This window comes from Candidatus Nitrosopelagicus brevis, assembly GCF_000812185.1.
GTDB classification, from domain to species: domain Archaea; phylum Thermoproteota; class Nitrososphaeria; order Nitrososphaerales; family Nitrosopumilaceae; genus Nitrosopelagicus; species Nitrosopelagicus brevis.
Genome location: NZ_CP007026.1, coordinates 708,907 through 727,298, shown reverse-complemented (window position 1 = coordinate 727,298; position 18,392 = coordinate 708,907). Strand labels below are relative to the sequence as shown.

Genomic DNA, 18,392 nt, shown 5'->3' with positions numbered 1-18,392 from the left:
TATGCCAAAAAATGAATCATTAAAGAAAATCCTAGTACTTGGAAGTGGTGCAATAAAAATTGGTGAAGCGGGAGAATTTGATTATTCTGGAAGTCAGTGTCTCAAGGCCATTCATGAGGATGGAATCAAAAGTGTTCTAATTAATCCCAACATTGCCACCATCCAAACAGATACACGATTTGCAGACCAAGTTTACCTCTTGCCTGTAACTCCAAATTATGTTGAATCAATTGTTGAAAAAGAAAGGCCTGATGGCATCATGTTGGCATATGGAGGACAAACTGCCCTAAATTGTGGTGTAAAGTTAGAGGAGGCGGGAATTCTCAAAAAATACGACGTCAAAGTTCTTGGTACTCAAGTAGATGGAATAAAAAACACTGAAGATAGGCAGCTTTTCAAAGATTCAATGAAAGAAGCAGGTGTCCCTGTACTCAAAAGTAAGACTGTTACAAATTTTGAGGATGCAAAAAAGGTCGCTGAAGAATTATCATATCCTGTAATAATTCGGGTGGCATACACCCTTGGTGGAAGAGGCGGCGGAATTGCTCATAATGAAATCGAACTCCATGAAATTGTAGAACGTGGCTGTAAGGCTAGTATGGTAGGTCAGGTTTTGGTTGAAGAATACATTGGACACTGGAAACAAATTGAATATGAGGTGATGCAAGATTATGATGGAAATAATGTAATCGTCTGTAATATGGAAAATGTTCTTTCTATGAAAGTCCACACCGGTGATAATATTGTAGTTGCTCCTTCTCAAACCATTAACAATCATGAATATCATATGTTACGCACCGCAGCGCTACGTGCTACAAAACATGTTGGAATTGTTGGTGAATGTAATATTCAGTATGCATTGGATGCTGATTCTGATAGATATGTTGCAATTGAAATCAATCCTCGTTTGTCTCGCTCTTCAGCTCTTGCTAGTAAAGCCACTGGTTACCCATTAGCATACATGTCTGCAAAGATTGGATTAGGTTACAATTTATCTGAACTTGTAAATCGAATCACAAAAAGTACAACTGCATGTTTTGAACCTTCACTTGATTATATTGTTTGCAAACATCCTCGATGGGACTTTTCCAAATTTGAACTCGTAAACCGTAAACTAGGTGTAACAATGAAATCTGTTGGTGAAGTAATGGCAGTTGGAAGAACCTTTGAAGAATCTTTACAAAAAGCAATACGAATGCTTGATATCGGAAATGATGGTCTTGTATTAAATCGCTCTAATGGTAAAACATACACTGAAGAAGAAATTGAATACAAGCTTTCACATCATGATGATCAAATTTTGTATAATGTTGCAATCGGACTAAAGATGGGCATTTCTGTTAACCGGATTTATGAACTATCTGCAATTGATCCTTGGTTTATTGAAAAAATTAAAAATATTGTAAATGTTGAATCAAACCTTAAAGAATCTGAATTAAATGAATCGGTTTTGAGAAATGCAAAAAAGATGGGATTTTCTGACAATCAGATTGCACGTGTAAAAGAAAAAACTCCTGATGAAGTTCGTAAAATTAGAAAAGACTTTGGAATAATTCCTGCTGTAAAACAAATTGATACTTTAGCTGCTGAATGGCCTGCTGTCACAAATTATCTTTATCTTACTTATGGTGGAAATTCCAATGATATTCAAGTATCTCCAGATGAGAAAGGAATAGTTGTAGTCGGCGCAGGTCCATACCGAATAGGAAGTAGTGTTGAATTTGACTGGGGAACCGTAAACATGGTGTGGGGCCTTCAAGAAAATGGTGAAAAAAATGTGTCAGTTGTAAACTGTAATCCTGAAACCGTGTCCACTGATTATGATATTTGTACTCGATTGTACTTTGAAGAATTAACTCAAGAACGTTTACTCGATATATCTGACTTTGAGAACCCTAAAGGTGTAATCACTTGTGTTGGTGGACAAACCGCAAATAATCTCACTCCTGGTCTTGCACAACGTGGAATCAATATTATGGGTACAAGTGCAATTGATGTAGATAGGGCTGAAGACCGTTCAAAGTTTAGCGCAGAACTTGATAAGCTTCACATACAACAACCAAAATGGCAAGCATTTTCAAATCTAAATGAAGCAAGAAACTTTGCACAAGATGTAGGTTTCCCTGTTATTGTTAGACCTTCTTATGTTCTGTCTGGCGCTGCAATGAAAGTTGTCTGGTCTCAAGATGAGCTAAAAACATATGTGAAAGAGGCAACTGATGTTTCCCCAGATCATCCGGTTGTAATTTCAAAATTCATGTTAGATTCACTTGAAGTAGATGTTGATGGAATTAGTAATGGAAAAGAAGTAGTCATAGGTGCAATAGTTGAACATATTGATTCTGCTGGAGTTCATTCGGGTGACGCAATGATGTGTATTCCTCCATGGCGTCTTAGTAATAAGACAATTGAAACCATAAATGATTATACAAAAAAGATTGCACTTACATTCAATGTTAAAGGTCCATTCAATTTACAATTTCTTATTCATGATGACCATGTCTATGTTATTGAGCTTAACATTAGGGCATCACGTTCAATGCCGTTTGTCTCAAAACTAGTGAAAACTAATCTTATTTCTCTAGCATCTAAAGCAATTTTGGATAAACCCTTACCAAAAGTTCCAGAAAATAAATGGCAAAAAATTCATAATTATGGAATCAAAGTACCTCAATTTTCATTCATGCAATTAGACGGTGCTGATATTGCATTAGGAGTAGAAATGCAATCTACTGGTGAAGCTGCATGCTTTGGAAATAGTTTCTATGATGCATTATCTAAAGGTCTAACATCTGTTGGTTACAATTTGCCTGATAAAGGAACTGCTTTAGTCACTGCTGGAGGTTCTCAGAATAAAGAAAAACTATTGCCATCAATTGCTAAACTTAAACAACTGGGATTCAAAATACTGGCAACAGAACACACTGCTGAATTCTTTGAAGAGAAAGTTGGAGATATAGAAATTGTACACAAAATCTCTGAACCAGAACGTAAACCAAACATTTCTGATTTACTTTATGAGAAAAAGATTGATTTCATTATTAACATACCAAGCACACTTTCTTTGGAAAAATATGTTGGAATGTTAGATGATGAATACCAGATTAGAAGAAAATCTCTTGAACTAGGAATTCCAGTACTTACTACAATTGAGTTGGCTGATTCTTTTGTTAAGACGCTCGAATGGCTGCAAAATAATGAAACAACAAGGGATCCAATTGAGCCATACGATATCCTTGAATAATTTCATACTTTACTCATAAAACTTGGTTGATTATTGATTCATTTCCAATTATTGTCCCATCCAATGTCAAAATTTTTGCCATTGTTGAATCTTTGATTTTCTCTACTATTGGCGAAATTGATTTTTTATAGTATCTCTTTTCAGTTGCGTAAAAATACGGATTAAATGAAGGAATGATTGTTATGTTTAGATTTCCTTTTGTTGATGGGAAAATTTTTGATTTATCTGTTTTAATTGAAATCCAAATTCTTTCTCCATTGAGTAATGAGTTTTGATCAAAATAAACTGGATGTATATGTCCCATGATGATGTTATTTACATTAGAATAATTTTTTGATGGCATTGTATGACCGTGTGTTAAAAGAATATCATCAATAATCATTCCTTTAGAACCAATTAATGTAACATCGTTTGGAATTAATCTATCAATGTTTGAATCATGATTTCCTGGAATTAATATAATGTCCAATGAATTTTTAATCTCTTCAAAAAAATATGGTACATCATTCCATTCTGTTTTTGTTATATTTTGAATACTTGATTTCACATCTCCTAAAAGAATTAATGTATCTGGATTTTCTTTTTTTATAATTTTTTTAATATTAGAAATAATATCCTTTATTGAAGAATTATTTTCAATTGTATTTTTATTTGATGAAAATTTATGCTCAAATCCAATATGGAGATCAGATATAACCAGATTTTTTCTCTCTTCTTCTACAATTAATGCAGGTTCTGAATCAATTATTCTTGTAGTTACCACCAAGATTATACGCTTGTCTTAGATTAATTCCTTATGTCTACAAAACAAGAAAAAATTAACTCCGTTGTAGACCAAAGACGTGTAAAGTTACATCGGTTTAATCCAAGTAAAAGAGAAATTTGGACTATTGTTGGCAAAGCAAAAGAACATTGGATTGATCCTGATTCAAAATTTTGTTCTTGTTCAGGCTATTACTTTGGCATGATAAAAAATAAAAGTCCTTGTTATCATTTGGATTCAATTTTAAAAGCAAAAAAAGAAAATAAATTTGAAATTATCGAATTCATGGATGATGAATACGAATCATTCATTTCTGGAATTGTTAGCGATTTGTAATCTATTCTAGCTTAATTTCAAAAAGATCCTCTTTTGAAACACCTTTCCAAACACCAATCATTCCTTCAGGTTCACATTCTTCAACTGCTGTGATTGTCTGAACTTTGATATTTTCTGGGTTTGGTCCTGGTGGCCATAATTGTACCATGTAGTCTCCGACTTGTCCTGCTTGTTTTGGATTGCCCATGACTGCATTTTCTTTTTGAAATCCATTACTTGCTAATGAATTCAACATTTTTTCATGTAAGTCCATTCTTCCATGAAGAAAGAGATAGAACTTTTTACTTGAATCTACGTCTGCCATACCCTGATTCAGTAAATTCCGCAAATAAATCTAGATCGGATCAAAGCATTAGATATTTAAAATACCTAAAAAAATGGCTGATATGACATCAGCAGATAAATTCGGTGTGATTTTCTCAATAGCCTTTGCAGCTGCAATGATTGCTATAATGGGTGGTCTATTGCAAGTTGATACAACACCTGCAACACCAAGTATGGCTGCTCCAACTCAAACATATTCCCCACCACCAGCTCCGGCAGCAGCACCTGTACAAACCCCTACACCTCAAGCCGCTCCACAAACATCATCTAGTGATAATTTGAAATATACAATTCGTGGTGGTATAGTTGATTCTATTTCTCAAGATGAACATCACAATGCAGTAAAAATTGAAATGGATTCAAGATTAGATGGACAAATTACAATTACAGTAAACAATAACTCAGTAAAACCATTTGATGATGGAACATATTTTGTAACAATTGATGGTGAAGAAGTTGAATTCACTCAAGTAGGAAAAAGATTAACAATTGACTTTATGGCAAACTCTCAAAAAATTATGATTTACGGTGAAGGCTACAAATCTGGCGGACACGATATGAGTTCTATGGGTCACTCTGAAGATTCAAAAGAACATGAAGCCATGATGGCAGCAGACAAAGCAGCCGCTGAAAAAGCAGCAGCAGACAAAGCAGCAGCAGCCGCAGCAGACAAAGCAGCCGCTGAAAAAGCAGCCGCTGAAAAAGCAGCCGCTGAAAAAGCAGCAGCAGACAAAGCAGCCGCTGAAAAAGCAGCAGCAGCCGCAGCAGCCGCCGCTAAAGCACCAATGGCTGTCACTGTTGAACCTGTAGCAGGTTCTGGTGCACCAGGATGTGAAACTACTGAATGCTATACTCCATCCACTGCAACAATTTCTGCAGGTGGAACTGTAACTTTCACAAATACTGATACTGCTCCACACACATCAACAAGTGGTAGTGCAGCAAACGGTCCTGACGGAGTATTTGATACTTCATTAATCATGATGAACGCAAGCTTTGATGTTACATTAGCTGACGCAGGAACTTACACATACTTCTGCATGGTTCATCCATGGATGGAAGGCACAATTATTGTTGAATAATTGTATAAAATTAAACAGTTATACTCGAATAATCTGAAACAAAATTAAATTGGTTAGAGTAGGTGGAATTATTGTCATTGGCGCAATCTTTGCAGTATTAGCTGTTTCTTTCTTCTTTTACTCTGATGAAGTTCTGACAGACGTCAAGGTCTCTTCCTTTGGTGAACCTGTTCAAGTAGGTGATGTGATGTTTGATGTGCAATATGTTACAAACTTTGATTTTCTCCAAAAAACTAAAGAATTCAAACTAGCTGAAAAAGCTGAAATTGATAGAGGGTTGATAGAAGCATCTAATGAAAAACCTACTCACACATATTTCCAAATACAAGTTACTGCTGAAAACAAAGGTAATGATATTGTGAGATTTACTGGAGGTCAATTGCACCTTTATGATGGCTCAAACAAACGATTCAGTCCAATTTTTGTTGGTTATGGTGATAATGAATTATCTTTGATAGATCTTGAACCTCAAAAAGCAGTTACCATGACAACACAATTTGATATTGAATATGATGAAGAAATGCAGTATCGTGTTGGTATTGTTCCAAATAGACATGGTATGGACGGAACACAAGAAATTGCATTCATTTGCATTAAAAATTGCAGCTAGCTTCTAGAACATCCACATTTAACATAAACAACTTTGAATTCTCCTTCTGTCTTTATGTTATGTGACATTGGTCTCTGGCAATACCTACATTCTGTAAATCCATGATATTCTTCTACTTTGACCAGTTTTGTTTTCCATGATTTACTCTCTTCATCCCAGTATACTGAGTCGATCTCTTCCGGATTATCCATATTCTTACTTGAATTAGTAATGTTTGAATTTATTGTTTGAAACGGTTAAATTGCATGTCTTAAAAATCAGATTTAATGAAGGTAGTAACTGTTGGAAGTCGTGTATTTGTCACAAGTTTCCAACTTGCCGGCGTTCAAGGAAAAATTGTCGATTCATCTGATAATGCTTTTGAAGAAATCAAAAAACTATATGATGATTCTGAAGTAGGTCTAGTTCTTGTAAGTGATGATTTAACTGAACAAATTAATGATAAATTAACAAAACTACGCGCAGAAAAATCTACTCCTCTTGTATTTGCTCTTCCTGCATCGGGAAGTGAAAAATCTGAGGTAGATTACAGAGTTATGCTCAAAAAAATCCTAGGCGTATAAATATACAATAAAATCATTATCAATCATGAAAGCAGCTGTTGTAAAAGGAAATTCAAAAGTCGAGATAGAAAATTTTACTATATCTGATGTTGCCCCAAATGAATTACTCATCAAAATGCAATCTTGTGGAATTTGTGGTTCTGATGTTGAAAAGGTATTTGGTAAATATGGTCAGCCTTCTATGCGATTAGGGCATGAACCTGCAGGAGAAGTAATAAAAATAGGCGATGCAATTTCTGATTTTAAAATAGGCGACCGTGTATTTACACATCATCATGTGGCATGTTACTCAAAGGATTGCCATGAATGTAGTCATGGAAATGAAACTATGTGTAAACAATACTACCAATCAAATCTCAATCCTTGTGGATTAGCTGACAATTATGTTGTACCTGAATGGAATGTACTTCATGGCGGTGTTCTAAAACTACCTGATAATGTTTCATATCAAGAAGCTGCGCTAATTGAACCTCTTGCATGTTGTGTACGCGCATGGTCTAAATTCAAATATCAGAAAAATGATACTGTTGCAATTTTAGGTGTTGGCCCAACTGGTATGATGCATGTTTTACTCGCAAAATATTTTGGATTCTCAAAAATATTTTGTATGGATTTAAATGATTTCAGATTAGATTTTGTAAAAAAATTCGATGTTATAACTATCCGTTCTGACGATCCAAATTTAGTACAAAAAGTTACTGATGATACTACTATTGGAGTTGATGTTGCAATTGTAGCTACAAGTAGCTTACATGCTTTTCAAGATGCAATAAAACTTGTAAGAAAAGGTGGAACTGTTGTAATGTTTGGTGTACCTAGTAAAGGTGCAACAACTGAAATTGACATGAGCGTGGTTTATTCTAAAGAAATTAGCATTGTCACTACATATGCTGCATCGGACATGGATACAAAAAAAGCATTAGAATTAATTTCCTCTGGAAATGTAGATGTAAAATCACTTGTCACACACAAATATTCACTTGATGACTCACAAAAGGCATTTGAGCATGCTAAAACCGGTGACAGCGCCATGAAGATAATTATTGAAAATTAGCAAAGGCTTAAGAAAGGTAATTTTTTTTCAAAAAAATAAGAAAATGGACTGGGGATTAAAAAATAGACTTGCAAAAATCATCTCGCCTGCTGATAATAGGGCATTAATGCTTGCAGTTGACCATGGTTACTTCCTAGGTCCTACTGAAAAACTAGAAGATTTGAAAAAAACAATTGCTCCATTGGCAAAACATTGTGATTCTTTAATGATTACGCGTGGAGCATTAAGAACTTCTGTTAATCCTGATTACCCTGTACCAGTTGTATTACGTGTTTCTGGTGGAACTAGCATAATTGGTGAGGATCTATCTCAAGAAGATATCACAGTTAGCATCAAAGATGCAATCAGATTAAATGTGTCTGCAGTTGCAATGTCAGTTTTTGTTGGTTCAAAATATGAATATCAAACCATTGTAAACCTTGGAAAACTTGTAAACGAAGCTGAAGAATATGGAATTCCTGTATTAGCTGTCACTGCAGTTGGAAAAGAAATTGGAACAAAAGATGCTCGTTATCTATCTCTTGCATGTAGAACTGCAGCTGAACAAGGTGCACATATTGTAAAGACATACTTTTGCGAAAACTTTGAAAAAGTTGTAAAATCTTGCCCTGTACCAATAATTATTGCAGGTGGTAAAAAAATTCCTGAAAAAGACGCTTTGAAATTAACATATGATGCACTAAAGGCTGGAGCCGTTGGTGTAGATATGGGACGTAACATTTGGCAATCTGATAATCCTGTTGCAATGATTAAAGCTGTTCATTCAATTGTGCATGGAAGTAATAATGCCGAACAAGCATTCACTTTGTATAAGCAATTATCTGGTAAACCTAACCCAAATCAAAATAACAAACCTAAAAACAAATCTAACCAAAATCAAAATAACAAACCTAAAAACAAATCTAACCAAAATCAAAATAACAAACCTAAAAAGAATTTTAATAAAAACTCAAAAAAACGTAATTAGTTTTCTGATTTAGATAAATGAATGTGGATAATTTTCCACGTAGGTTGTCTTATCAACACAAATGTTGCTCTTCCTCCAATTGTGATATGCTCACCTGTGAAGGCTTTATTGTCTACAAGCATTCCTTTTTGAACTAATTCTAGAGCTACTACTGCAGTTTCACCAAAAATACTTACTTTCACATTATTTATTTTGTAATCATAATCTGAAATACTAACAAATCGTAATTCTTCTAATGCAATTGTAGTGGCGTAATCTTTTAGATCATATGGTGGAACATCACTAAAACTAGAAAATGCAGAATCATTAATTTGAATATCTTTTAAAATTTCTAATTTCTTTGATTTTCCAATTTCAAAAAATGTTTCTATAATTTTTATAATTTCTTCTTGGTCAGACATATTACATAATTTCTCAAAAAGGAATCTTTATAGGTGCATCCCCTGTTTTTGAGTTTACATTGAAACATGAAGCAACAATTAGCACTTTTGGTATGTCACTGCTAGTTGACCTGCTGCTGTAAACAACAGCCAATTTACCGATTTAAATTAGGAATATTGATGATAATAATAAAATGAATGAAACTATGATCGGCGCTACTGCGCTAATGAAAGCATTGGAAAAAGAAGGAGTAAAGGAGGTCTTCGGTTTACCGGGAGGTGCGAACCTTCCAATGTATGACGAGTTAGGTAAAAGTAACATTCGTCATATTTTGGTAAGACATGAACAATCTGCTGCACATATGGCAGATGGTTTTGGTAGAGTTAGTCGAAAACCTGGCGTATGTTTTGCAACTTCTGGTCCTGGTGCAACAAATTTGTTAACTGGAATTGCAACTGCTCAAGCAGATTCTGCACCAATGGTTGCAGTTACTGGACAGGTACCTGTTGCAATGATTGGAAAAGACGCATTTCAAGAAAGTGATATAATCGGAATGGCAAATCCTGCTTTGAAATATTCATATCAACCTAGAACTCCTGAAGAAATTCCAACTATGGTTAAACAAGGATTTTACATTGCTGAAACAGGAAGACCTGGACCTGTTTTGTTAGATATTCCTAAAGATGTTCAACAAAATGAAGGTAACATTCCATTCCCAGATGAAGTTCGAGTTCCAGGATATCATCCATGGACTGATCCTGACATGCAAAATACTGGACGTGCAGTGGAATTACTATTGTCTGCAAAAAAACCAATAATTCTTGCTGGCGGTGGTGTTATCATCTCATCTGCATTTGCAGAATTACAATCAATCGCTGAATTACTAATGATTCCTGTGGTAACCACTTTCAAAGGTAAAGGTGCATTTCCTGAAAATCATCCTTTATCATTAGGTCCAATTGGAATGCATGGACATGCTGAGGCCAATAAATTAATGACCGAAGCTGACTGTGTGTTGGCAATTGGTACAAGATTCTCAGACCGTTCTGTAGGTACATTTGAGGAATTTGAAAAGAACTTAAAGATTATTCATATGGATGTTGATCCTGCAGAAATTGGAAAGAATCAAACAACATCTGTAGCTGTTGTAGGTGATGTTCGTACATCGTTGAGAATATTTGGAAAATTATTGATGGATAAAGCAGTTAGAGCTTCTGATGACAATCCTTGGTTAAAACATGTTAAAGAGACAAAACAATACTGGCGTGAAAATTTAAAAATACATCCTGGAGAAATGGGAGCAGCTAAAATTCTTAGAAAATTAAGAGAATTACTCCCAAAGGAATCTATCGTTACAACTGAAGTCGGACAACACCAAATGTGGGCATCATTATTTTTTGATGCAATACATCCTGGTACTTTCTTCAGTTCTACTGGTTTGGGTACTATGGGTTGGGGATTTCCTGCTGCTATTGGTGCAAAAACTGCACGTCCTGATGTACCTGTAGTTGACATTGCAGGTGATGGTAGCTTCAATATGACAGAACATTCACTTGCAACTGCAGTTTTAGAAGATTTACCTGTAATTGTCTTTTTGATAAATAATTATTCTTTAGGAATGGTTGCACAATGGCAGAGAACTTTCTATGACCGTCGAATGGTTGGTGTCGACCTTAAGAAATGTCCTGATTATGTTAAATTAGCTGAGTCATATGGCGCACAAGGAATTCGTGCACAATCTATGGATGAACTTGAAAAGGCAATCAAAGATGGATTAAACAGTGATGTTGCAACTGTAATTGATATTCCAATTGATCCTGAAGAAGACGTTTTACCATTTGTTGCACCTGGAACTGGATTAAAGGACATGATCTTACCTTCATAGTGATGCAAAATGGTTTGGGCAATTTTATCAATCAAAGTGGAAAATAAACCAGGAATCTTGTTTAAGGTTACACATCTTTTTAGATCACGTAACTTTAACATCGATAGTATTTCTGTAGGTGTCACTGAAGACAAAAAATATTCTCGAATGACAATTACTACAATTGGCGATGAGAAGCAAATTACCCAAATTGTCAAACAACTTGACAAAATGATTGACACAATTGAGGTTCGTAGGTTAGATGTTAATAATTCAGTATATAGAGAGTTGGTAATGTTTAAGATTAAAGTAAGCAAACCAGAAGATAGCATGGAAATTAACAAATTAGCTAGTGCATACTCTGCCAAAACTCATGATGCAAAAAAAGAATCAATTATTGTTGAGATGACTGCTACTCCTCACCAAATATCTGCCTTTGAAGAATTAGCAAAGAAATTTGGTATAAAAGAAATGGCACGAACAGGAATTACTGCATTGGAACGTGAAGAACATGAACATTAGAATTTTTGATACTACCTTACGTGACGGTGAACAATCTCCTGGTGTTTCATTATCTCCTGAAAAAAAATTAAACATTGCAAAAAAACTTGATCAGTTAGGTGTTGATGCAATTGAAACAGGTTTTCCTGTAATATCTGATGGAGAAAAAGAAGGTGTAAAATTAATTGTTGGAGAGGGATTAAAAGCAGAATTATGTGGATTAGCAAGAACTAACAAAAAAGACATTGATGCTGCAGTAGACTGTGGATTAAATTACATTCACACATTCATCGCAACATCTGATATTCATTTAGAACATAAATTAAAAATGACTCGTGATGAAGCATTAGAAAAAGCAATTGAGGCTGTTGAATATGGTAAATCACGTGGATTACAAGTAGAATTTTCTGCAGAAGATGCAACCAGAACTGATCGTGAATTCTTGAAAAAAGTTTTTGGTGCTGTTGCCAATGCAGGTGCTGACAGAATTGATATTCCTGATACCGTTGGTTATTCAACACCACAATACATTGGTGAAATAACAAAAGATGCAATTGAAGTATCAAAATTACCAATTAGTGTACATTGTCATAATGACTTTGGTTTAGCTGTTGCAAACGCAATATCTGGAGTACAAGCAGGTGCATCTTGCGCACATGTTACCATAAATGGAATTGGTGAACGTGCAGGTAATGCTTCTTTGGAAGAATTTGTTATGGCACTACATAGTTTAGAATTTGAAAACAAATGGGAAACAAACATCAATACAAAATTAATTTACGAAACCTCTAGGTACATCTCTAAATTAGCAGGAATGTCTGTACAACCAAACAAAGCAATTGTTGGTGAAAATGCATTTGGTCATGAATCTGGAATTCACACTCATGGTGTATTGAATAATCCTTTGACATACGAGCCAATTAGTCCTGAAATTGTAGGTAGAACCCGTTGGTTACAGGTAGGAAAACATGCAGGAATTCACGGTATGAATGCAATGCTCAAAGAGTATGGCATTGAGCCAAATGAAGACCAAACAAAGCAAATCTTGGATAAAGTAAAGGCATTAGGTGATCAAGGAAAACAGGTAACAGAAGTTGAATTATTATCTATGGCTAATGAAGTAATTGGTGAAAATAAATTAAAACGAATTGTTCAGTTAGCAGGATTTTCAGTATCTACCGGTGTTGGAACAATGCCATATGCATTTGTAAAATTGAATGTTGATGGTCAAGAATTCTCTGCAACTGATTACGGCGTCGGTCCTGTGGATGCTGCATTAAATGCAATTCAAAAAATTACAAGTCAAGTAACTGATGAAGTTCGATTAAAAGAATACAAGTTAGATTCCATATCTGGCGGTGCTAATGCATTATGTGAAGTAACTGTAAAAGTTGAAGATGCACGTGGTAATATTATTTCATCAAAATCTGTTGGAGAAGATATTGTCACAACAAGTGTTCAAGCAATGGTTGATGGAATTAACCGCATCATGTTGAAAACTCTTCTAAAGGAAAAGAAGATTTAATCATTACAAAATTTTAGGTGATTGTGTATGTATAATATTTCTCTAATTACTGGTGATGGAATTGGTCCTGAATTATCAGAATCTGTAAATACGATTTTGGATACAATCAGTGACAAATTTGACATTAAATTTAATGTCAATTCACTTGTAGCTGGAGATGCTGCACTCGAAAAAACTGGAAAAGCATTACCTGATGATGTCTTTGAATCGATCAAATCATCTGATGCATGTTTAAAAGCCCCTGTTGGAGAAAGTGCTAAGGATGTCATTGTTGCATTAAGACAAAAATTAGATTTGTACGCAAATATCCGTCCTGCAAAATCATACCCAAATACTCCTGCACTAAGAGATGATGTTGATTTAGTAATTGTTAGAGAAAATACAGAGGATCTATACACAGGTGAAGAATTTCAAGTAGATGATACTGCTGTCGCATTGAGAATAATTAGTGAAAAAGCTTCCAAGAGAATCGCAAAACATGCTTTTGAGACAGCAATGGATAGAAGTCAACAAAAACGGGTTACATGTGTTCATAAATCAAATGTCATGAAGATAACAGATGGTCTTTTTGCTCGTGTATGTGAGGATGTATCAAAAGACTATCCTGACGTTACCTTTGATCAGATGTACGTTGACGCCTGTGCTATGAATTTGATTCGTGCCCCTCATGAATTTGATGTAATTGTCACTACAAACTTGTTTGGTGATATACTATCTGATGAGTCTTCTCAAGTTGTGGGAGGATTAGGCATGGCTCCTGCTGCAAATTTGGGCGATAATTTTGGTTTATTTGAGCCTGTTCATGGCGCTGCATTTGATATTGCTGGAAAACAGATTGCAAATCCTTCTTCATTCATACTATCTACAAAAATGATGCTTGATTGGTTAGGTTCGAAACATAATGATTCTGAGTGCATCTCTGCTGGAAAGAAACTTGAAGATGTAGTATTGGATTTGATAAAATCTGGCATTACAACTAAGGATATTGGTGGAGAAAAATCCACGCATGAATTTACTAAAGAAATTACTAATAGATTATAGATATCTAATAATTACTTCTTCTAGTTTCCCAACCCTTTACTGATGCAATACTTCGTTTGAGAGCTTCAACATCATGATGAATCCAACCTAATCTTGCGGCTCTACTACGTTCAGCTGTTGTCATTATGATTTGTCAAAATACGATTTAGCTGATATCTAATTCTGTCATCTTTGTTTGTTTTTTTGATTTAATTTTTTCTATGGTTTGAGCCTGTCTGGATCTCTTGGATACAAAGTTACCTCTCTAACATTGTCAATTCCAATCAAAACTGTCATCAACCTATCTAATCCCATGCCCCAACCTGAATGTGGTGGCATTCCCCATCCGAAAGTTTTCAAATGTTCTTCAAAGCTTGCTGGATCCAAATTTTGTTCTTTTAGTCGAGATTTCAGCTGTTCTGGGTCATGTAATCGACGTCCTCCTGATGACAATTCAAGATATCCATACTGTAAATCAAAAGAACGTGAAAGTGTTGGGTCGTCATCTTTCTCATGGATATAGAATGGTTTTAGTTTCATAGGCCAATCTGTCAAAAAGAAAAATCCTGGGTGTTTGTCTCCTAAACTACGAAGATGTGAGTCTTGCAAATCTTCTCCAAACTCTAATTTGATATCCAAATTTCCTAATTCTTCCAATGCTTGAGTATATGATACTCTTTCAAACGGTGAATCTGGAATTTTGATTTCATGACCAATATCTTGTTGTTCTGTTTTAGAATTTTCAGCGGTATTCTTGAAAACATCTACCACGATTGATTCTAAAACATCCATGACGTCTGTATAATCCATCATTGCAGCTTCAATATCCACGCTTGTGAATTCACTCAGATGTCTTCCTGTATGTGATTTTTCTGCTCGGTAAAATGATGATATCTCAAATACTCTTTCAAGACCTATGGTCATCTGTTCTTTGTATAATTGTGGGCTTTGAGCCAAGTATGCCTGTTTTCCAAAATAATCGAGACTGAATAAATCAGCACCTCCTTCACTTGCACTTCCGATAATCTTTGGTGTGTTTATTTCAATGAATTTTCTTTTAATGAGCGTCTCTCTAATTGATGCCAAAACTTGACTTCTTAATTTGAAAATTGATGCTGTCTTTTGGTTTCTCATATCCAGCGCTCTTGAATTTAATCTATTATCGATGTCACTTTCTAATCTTCCAATTGGATCTATAGGTAATGGATATTCTGCTTTTGCAAGAACCTGAAGTTCTATGGCAGAAACCTCAAAATCAAAATCTTTTGCTTTACTAGCTTGCACTTTGCCTAAAATTCGAACAACACTTTGTCTGTTTAATCCTTCAAGTAAACTCATTGCATCTCCTTTTACTATAACTTGACACATTCCTGTAACATCTCTTACAGTCAAAAATGCCATCTTTCCAAGTTTTCGAAGATCAACAACCCATCCTCCAAAAAGAACGTCTTGACCTTCCATGGATGAATTTAGATCTTCAATAAGATGTGTTCTTGAAATATCCATGTAATGATGAAAATATACGCCCGTAAAAACTTAATCTAAGCTCTCATAACTAAAAATATGAGTTTTATTTCAATTGAAAATCTCACTACTCGTTATAACACCTCAAAAGGGCTAGTTCATGCATTAGAAGATGTAACCTTTGCAATCGATAAAGGAGAATCAATTGGAATTGCAGGTGAAAGTGCATGCGGAAAAAGTACTCTTGGGTTATCTATAATCCAGATGATTTCAAATGGAAAAATCTATTCTGGAAAAATTCAATTCGATGGGCAGTCATTGCTTGATATTCCTGATGATGAATTTGATAAAAAAATTAGATGGAAGGAAATTTCTATGGTATTTCAAGGCGCAATGAGTTCTCTTGATCCTGTATTTTCTATCCAAGAACAATTTGATGAAGTCTTAAAACAGCATAATTTTGAAGGTGATTCAAAACAATCTATTATTCAATCATTAAATTCTGTAAATCTTGATGAATCTGTTCTAAAGAAATTTCCACATGAATTGAGTGGAGGAATGAAACAAAGAGTAATTATTGCTATGGCATTGATTCTAAAACCAAAATTTGTAATTGCTGATGAACCTACGACTGCACTTGATGTCTTAATTCAAGCTCAAATTGTTAATTTGTTTAAAAAATTAAAAAAAGATGGCCAGTCCTTTATGATCATCTCCCATGATTTAGCTGTACTATCTGAGGTTGCAGAGAAAATTGGAATTATGTATGGAGGAAGAATGGTTGAATTTGGTGATTCTGAAGAAATTTTTCTTGAACCAAAACATCCTTACACGAAAGGTCTGTTAGAATCAATTCCAGTTTTATCTAAAGACACAAAACCAAAATTTATTCCTGGAATTCCTCCAAATCTGGTAAACCCTTCTGAAGGTTGCAAATTTTATGATAGATGCCCTGAAGCAATGGAGAAATGTAAAAAAGATCCGCCAAAAATTAAAACAAAAACCGGTTATGTTTCATGCTGGCTTTACGAGTAGATAATCACATTAGGCATTGTTATCATAGCCCACTGTCTTCATACCAAAGCAAGGTTTGTTGCCTTTAGTCCAACACTTACAAGAACAGGCCACAGCTTTTCCAGTTTCTAAATCTTTAACGACTTTATGAAATACTCCTTCTCTAACTTTTGATTCGATAGATATTGTTTCATAACGATCTTCATCTGTGTCGGCCATATTGTTAGACAATGTATCTATCTACAAATACATTTCCAAATGTATGTGTTGTATCATTAGTGGTTACCTCGATTGGGATTGGGTCTACATTCGATTGCAACATTGATTTTAATTCCTCTTTAGTGAACCACTGGCTGCGAAAACCAAGACCATTTTGAAAAACCTTATTCTTTACATCAAAAGAATTTTCATCTATCTGTTTAATCATGGGCATCATTGGATTATACAATCTTGGTGCTATGAAATCAAATTCATCACCATTAAACGCTGTAAGTATAGTTAATCCTTTTTCACCTGCAATACATCTCATATTATCGATGAATTGTTGTCGTTTTTCTGAGGGAATTACACCCAACGTGTTGTATAAACACATTACAATGTTTGTCTCACCTTTATTGAAATAATCAGATAAGTTCGGTTCTGTTAAATCATATTTGAGAAATTCAATTTTAGAAACTCCTTCATGATTTTGGTTTTTTTGTTTTGCATAATCTAGCATTGGTTCTGAAACCTCAACTCCATAAAATTTGGTAGTGCTTTCTTGTAGTCTTTCATCTAGCGCAAATATGACACGTCCTGTACCTGCCCCCATATCAATAATTGAAGAATTTTTGTTTTGATCATAAACTTTCTTACACAAATTTGTTAGGATATCAATTTCCTTCTTTAGATAATTAACAATAATTGGGTCTTGATTATTTTCTACGCTATTATCGTAATCAATAGCCATCCCATCCCAAATTTTATGGTCCATGGATGTGTTTTTTTTATAATAAATTAAAACCTAACACTGACAATTAGTTGTAAACTCTTGTTCCATGAGTTTAAGCTTTCTTTTCAAAACAATTTTTGTACGTATTTGGATTTGTTTTTAATTGTAATTCCATAATCCATTTTGAGAATTTATGAACCTTTAACATATGATCTGTAATATCATCACAGTCTGTTTTGCAACTTTTACACGTATACTTGACCATATTTTTCCTGATTTTTGGTAGTATAGATACTGATCTATTCTTAATATTCTACTTTGTGTATAAAAAACATGATGGATTTTCTAATCCTTGTTGATTAAGAATAACGTTTCACAATTGGAAGACATGAATCGATAATTCTAAGCATTTCTGAACGAATCACATTTTTGTCAATTGTAATCCAAATTCTTTTTGACGAGATTGCAAATGCAATTGTTTGAACTTTTGTTCTTTCTTCCCACACAAATTCTGTATCTCCCAATTGATCATCAAACTGTTCTTCAAGTTCTGTTTTAATGGCAATTTGTGCAAATTGGTATTGTGTCCTTTTTTGGTCTAATAGCGGAGCTAAATCCTCTCTTCTAAAATATGAAAGAAGTTCTCCAGTTTTGCTGATAACTCCAATAAATCTAATGTATGGGCTAATTTTTGAGATTAAATCTGCAATTTCATAGTCTTCATTTTCAGTCATCATCTAATTACTCAT

20 protein-coding genes are annotated in these 18,392 nt (G+C 34.5%); 12 read left to right on the top strand and 8 right to left on the bottom strand.

Annotated features, from left to right (window positions below):
• Nucleotide 1 precedes the first annotated feature (1 nt).
• A complete protein-coding gene (gene carB, locus T478_RS04430; RefSeq protein WP_048105486.1) occupies nt 2-3,244 on the top strand; it encodes a carbamoyl-phosphate synthase (glutamine-hydrolyzing) large subunit in 3,243 nt (1,080 codons plus the stop codon).
• 13 nt (nt 3,245-3,257) lie between these two features.
• On the opposite strand, the gene T478_RS04425 is transcribed toward carB, so the two are convergent.
• On the bottom strand, nt 3,258-4,007 hold the full coding sequence (locus T478_RS04425) for a metallophosphoesterase (RefSeq protein ID WP_048105485.1): 750 nt from the start codon (nt 4,005-4,007) through the stop codon (nt 3,258-3,260).
• A gap of 33 nt (nt 4,008-4,040) precedes the next feature.
• Between T478_RS04425 and T478_RS04420 the strand changes: the two genes are divergently transcribed.
• Nucleotides 4,041-4,343, top strand: a complete 303-nt coding sequence (locus tag T478_RS04420) for a hypothetical protein (RefSeq protein ID WP_048105484.1) — start codon at nt 4,041-4,043, stop codon at nt 4,341-4,343.
• A 1-nt stretch (nt 4,344) separates the two neighbouring features.
• Here T478_RS04420 and T478_RS04415 read toward each other — a convergent pair whose 3' ends face one another.
• Nucleotides 4,345-4,647 carry a hypothetical protein gene (locus T478_RS04415; protein WP_048105483.1) on the bottom strand — a complete coding sequence of 101 codons (303 nt, stop codon included), beginning with the start codon at nt 4,645-4,647 and terminating at the stop codon, nt 4,345-4,347.
• 82 nt (nt 4,648-4,729) lie between these two features.
• Between T478_RS04415 and T478_RS07830 the strand changes: the two genes are divergently transcribed.
• Together T478_RS07830 and T478_RS04405 are read left to right on the top strand one after the other, a co-directional pair.
• On the top strand, nt 4,730-5,749 hold the full coding sequence (locus T478_RS07830) for a cupredoxin domain-containing protein (RefSeq protein ID WP_238573549.1): 1,020 nt from the start codon (nt 4,730-4,732) through the stop codon (nt 5,747-5,749).
• Nucleotides 5,750-5,798: 49 nt separating this feature from the next.
• Nucleotides 5,799-6,359, top strand: coding sequence for a DUF4352 domain-containing protein (locus T478_RS04405; RefSeq protein ID WP_048105482.1), 561 nt, complete (start codon nt 5,799-5,801; stop codon nt 6,357-6,359).
• On the opposite strand, the gene T478_RS04400 is transcribed toward T478_RS04405, so the two are convergent.
• The gene (locus T478_RS04400; RefSeq protein ID WP_048105481.1) at nt 6,356-6,550 is read right to left on the bottom strand and encodes a hypothetical protein; all 195 of its coding nucleotides are present in this window, start codon (nt 6,548-6,550) and stop codon (nt 6,356-6,358) included. The genes T478_RS04405 and T478_RS04400 overlap by 4 nt on opposite strands.
• 75 nt (nt 6,551-6,625) lie before the next feature.
• Here T478_RS04400 and T478_RS04395 point away from each other — a divergent pair, with 75 nt between their 5' ends.
• The 3 genes from T478_RS04395 to lsrF are packed head-to-tail and all read left to right on the top strand — an operon-like array spanning nt 6,626 to nt 8,943.
• Entirely contained in the window at nt 6,626-6,922 is a 297-nt protein-coding gene (locus tag T478_RS04395) for a V-type ATP synthase subunit F (protein WP_048105480.1), read from the top strand.
• Nucleotides 6,923-6,947: 25 nt separating this feature from the next.
• Nucleotides 6,948-7,976 carry a zinc-dependent dehydrogenase gene (locus T478_RS04390; RefSeq protein WP_048105479.1) on the top strand — a complete coding sequence of 343 codons (1,029 nt, stop codon included), beginning with the start codon at nt 6,948-6,950 and terminating at the stop codon, nt 7,974-7,976.
• Nucleotides 7,966-8,943: a 3-hydroxy-5-phosphonooxypentane-2,4-dione thiolase gene (gene lsrF, locus T478_RS04385; protein WP_483398669.1), complete on the top strand. Its 978-nt coding sequence runs from the start codon at nt 7,966-7,968 to the stop codon at nt 8,941-8,943. Before T478_RS04390 ends, lsrF begins: the two co-directional genes overlap by 11 nt.
• On the opposite strand, the gene T478_RS04380 is transcribed toward lsrF, so the two are convergent.
• Nucleotides 8,940-9,344: a nuclear transport factor 2 family protein gene (locus T478_RS04380; protein ID WP_048105478.1), complete on the bottom strand. Its 405-nt coding sequence runs from the start codon at nt 9,342-9,344 to the stop codon at nt 8,940-8,942. The genes lsrF and T478_RS04380 overlap by 4 nt on opposite strands.
• A gap of 173 nt (nt 9,345-9,517) precedes the next feature.
• Between T478_RS04380 and ilvB the strand changes: the two genes are divergently transcribed.
• Genes ilvB through T478_RS04360 form a run of 4 tightly spaced genes read left to right on the top strand, consistent with a single transcriptional unit; the run spans nt 9,518 to nt 14,255 of the window.
• A complete protein-coding gene (gene ilvB / locus T478_RS04375) occupies nt 9,518-11,209 on the top strand; it encodes a biosynthetic-type acetolactate synthase large subunit (RefSeq protein WP_048105477.1) in 1,692 nt (563 codons plus the stop codon).
• A gap of 9 nt (nt 11,210-11,218) precedes the next feature.
• A complete protein-coding gene (gene ilvN, locus T478_RS04370; RefSeq protein WP_048105476.1) occupies nt 11,219-11,710 on the top strand; it encodes an acetolactate synthase small subunit in 492 nt (163 codons plus the stop codon).
• Nucleotides 11,700-13,214, top strand: coding sequence for a 2-isopropylmalate synthase (locus T478_RS04365; RefSeq protein ID WP_048105475.1), 1,515 nt, complete (start codon nt 11,700-11,702; stop codon nt 13,212-13,214). Before ilvN ends, T478_RS04365 begins: the two co-directional genes overlap by 11 nt.
• A gap of 27 nt (nt 13,215-13,241) precedes the next feature.
• Nucleotides 13,242-14,255, top strand: a complete 1,014-nt coding sequence (locus tag T478_RS04360) for an isocitrate/isopropylmalate dehydrogenase family protein (RefSeq protein WP_048105474.1) — start codon at nt 13,242-13,244, stop codon at nt 14,253-14,255.
• Nucleotides 14,256-14,453: 198 nt separating this feature from the next.
• On the opposite strand, the gene aspS is transcribed toward T478_RS04360, so the two are convergent.
• Nucleotides 14,454-15,740, bottom strand: coding sequence for an aspartate--tRNA(Asn) ligase (gene aspS / locus T478_RS04355; protein WP_048105473.1), 1,287 nt, complete (start codon nt 15,738-15,740; stop codon nt 14,454-14,456).
• Nucleotides 15,741-15,797: 57 nt separating this feature from the next.
• Here aspS and T478_RS04350 point away from each other — a divergent pair, with 57 nt between their 5' ends.
• A complete protein-coding gene (locus T478_RS04350) occupies nt 15,798-16,733 on the top strand; it encodes an ABC transporter ATP-binding protein (RefSeq protein ID WP_048105472.1) in 936 nt (311 codons plus the stop codon).
• A gap of 9 nt (nt 16,734-16,742) precedes the next feature.
• Here T478_RS04350 and T478_RS04345 read toward each other — a convergent pair whose 3' ends face one another.
• The 3 genes from T478_RS04345 to T478_RS04335 form a co-directional block, all read right to left on the bottom strand.
• On the bottom strand, nt 16,743-16,931 hold the full coding sequence (locus tag T478_RS04345) for a hypothetical protein (protein WP_048105471.1): 189 nt from the start codon (nt 16,929-16,931) through the stop codon (nt 16,743-16,745).
• A 4-nt stretch (nt 16,932-16,935) separates the two neighbouring features.
• The gene (locus T478_RS04340) at nt 16,936-17,685 is read right to left on the bottom strand and encodes a class I SAM-dependent methyltransferase (RefSeq protein WP_048105470.1); all 750 of its coding nucleotides are present in this window, start codon (nt 17,683-17,685) and stop codon (nt 16,936-16,938) included.
• A gap of 317 nt (nt 17,686-18,002) precedes the next feature.
• Entirely contained in the window at nt 18,003-18,377 is a 375-nt protein-coding gene (locus T478_RS04335) for a hypothetical protein (RefSeq protein ID WP_048105469.1), read from the bottom strand.
• Nucleotides 18,378-18,392 lie beyond the last annotated feature (15 nt).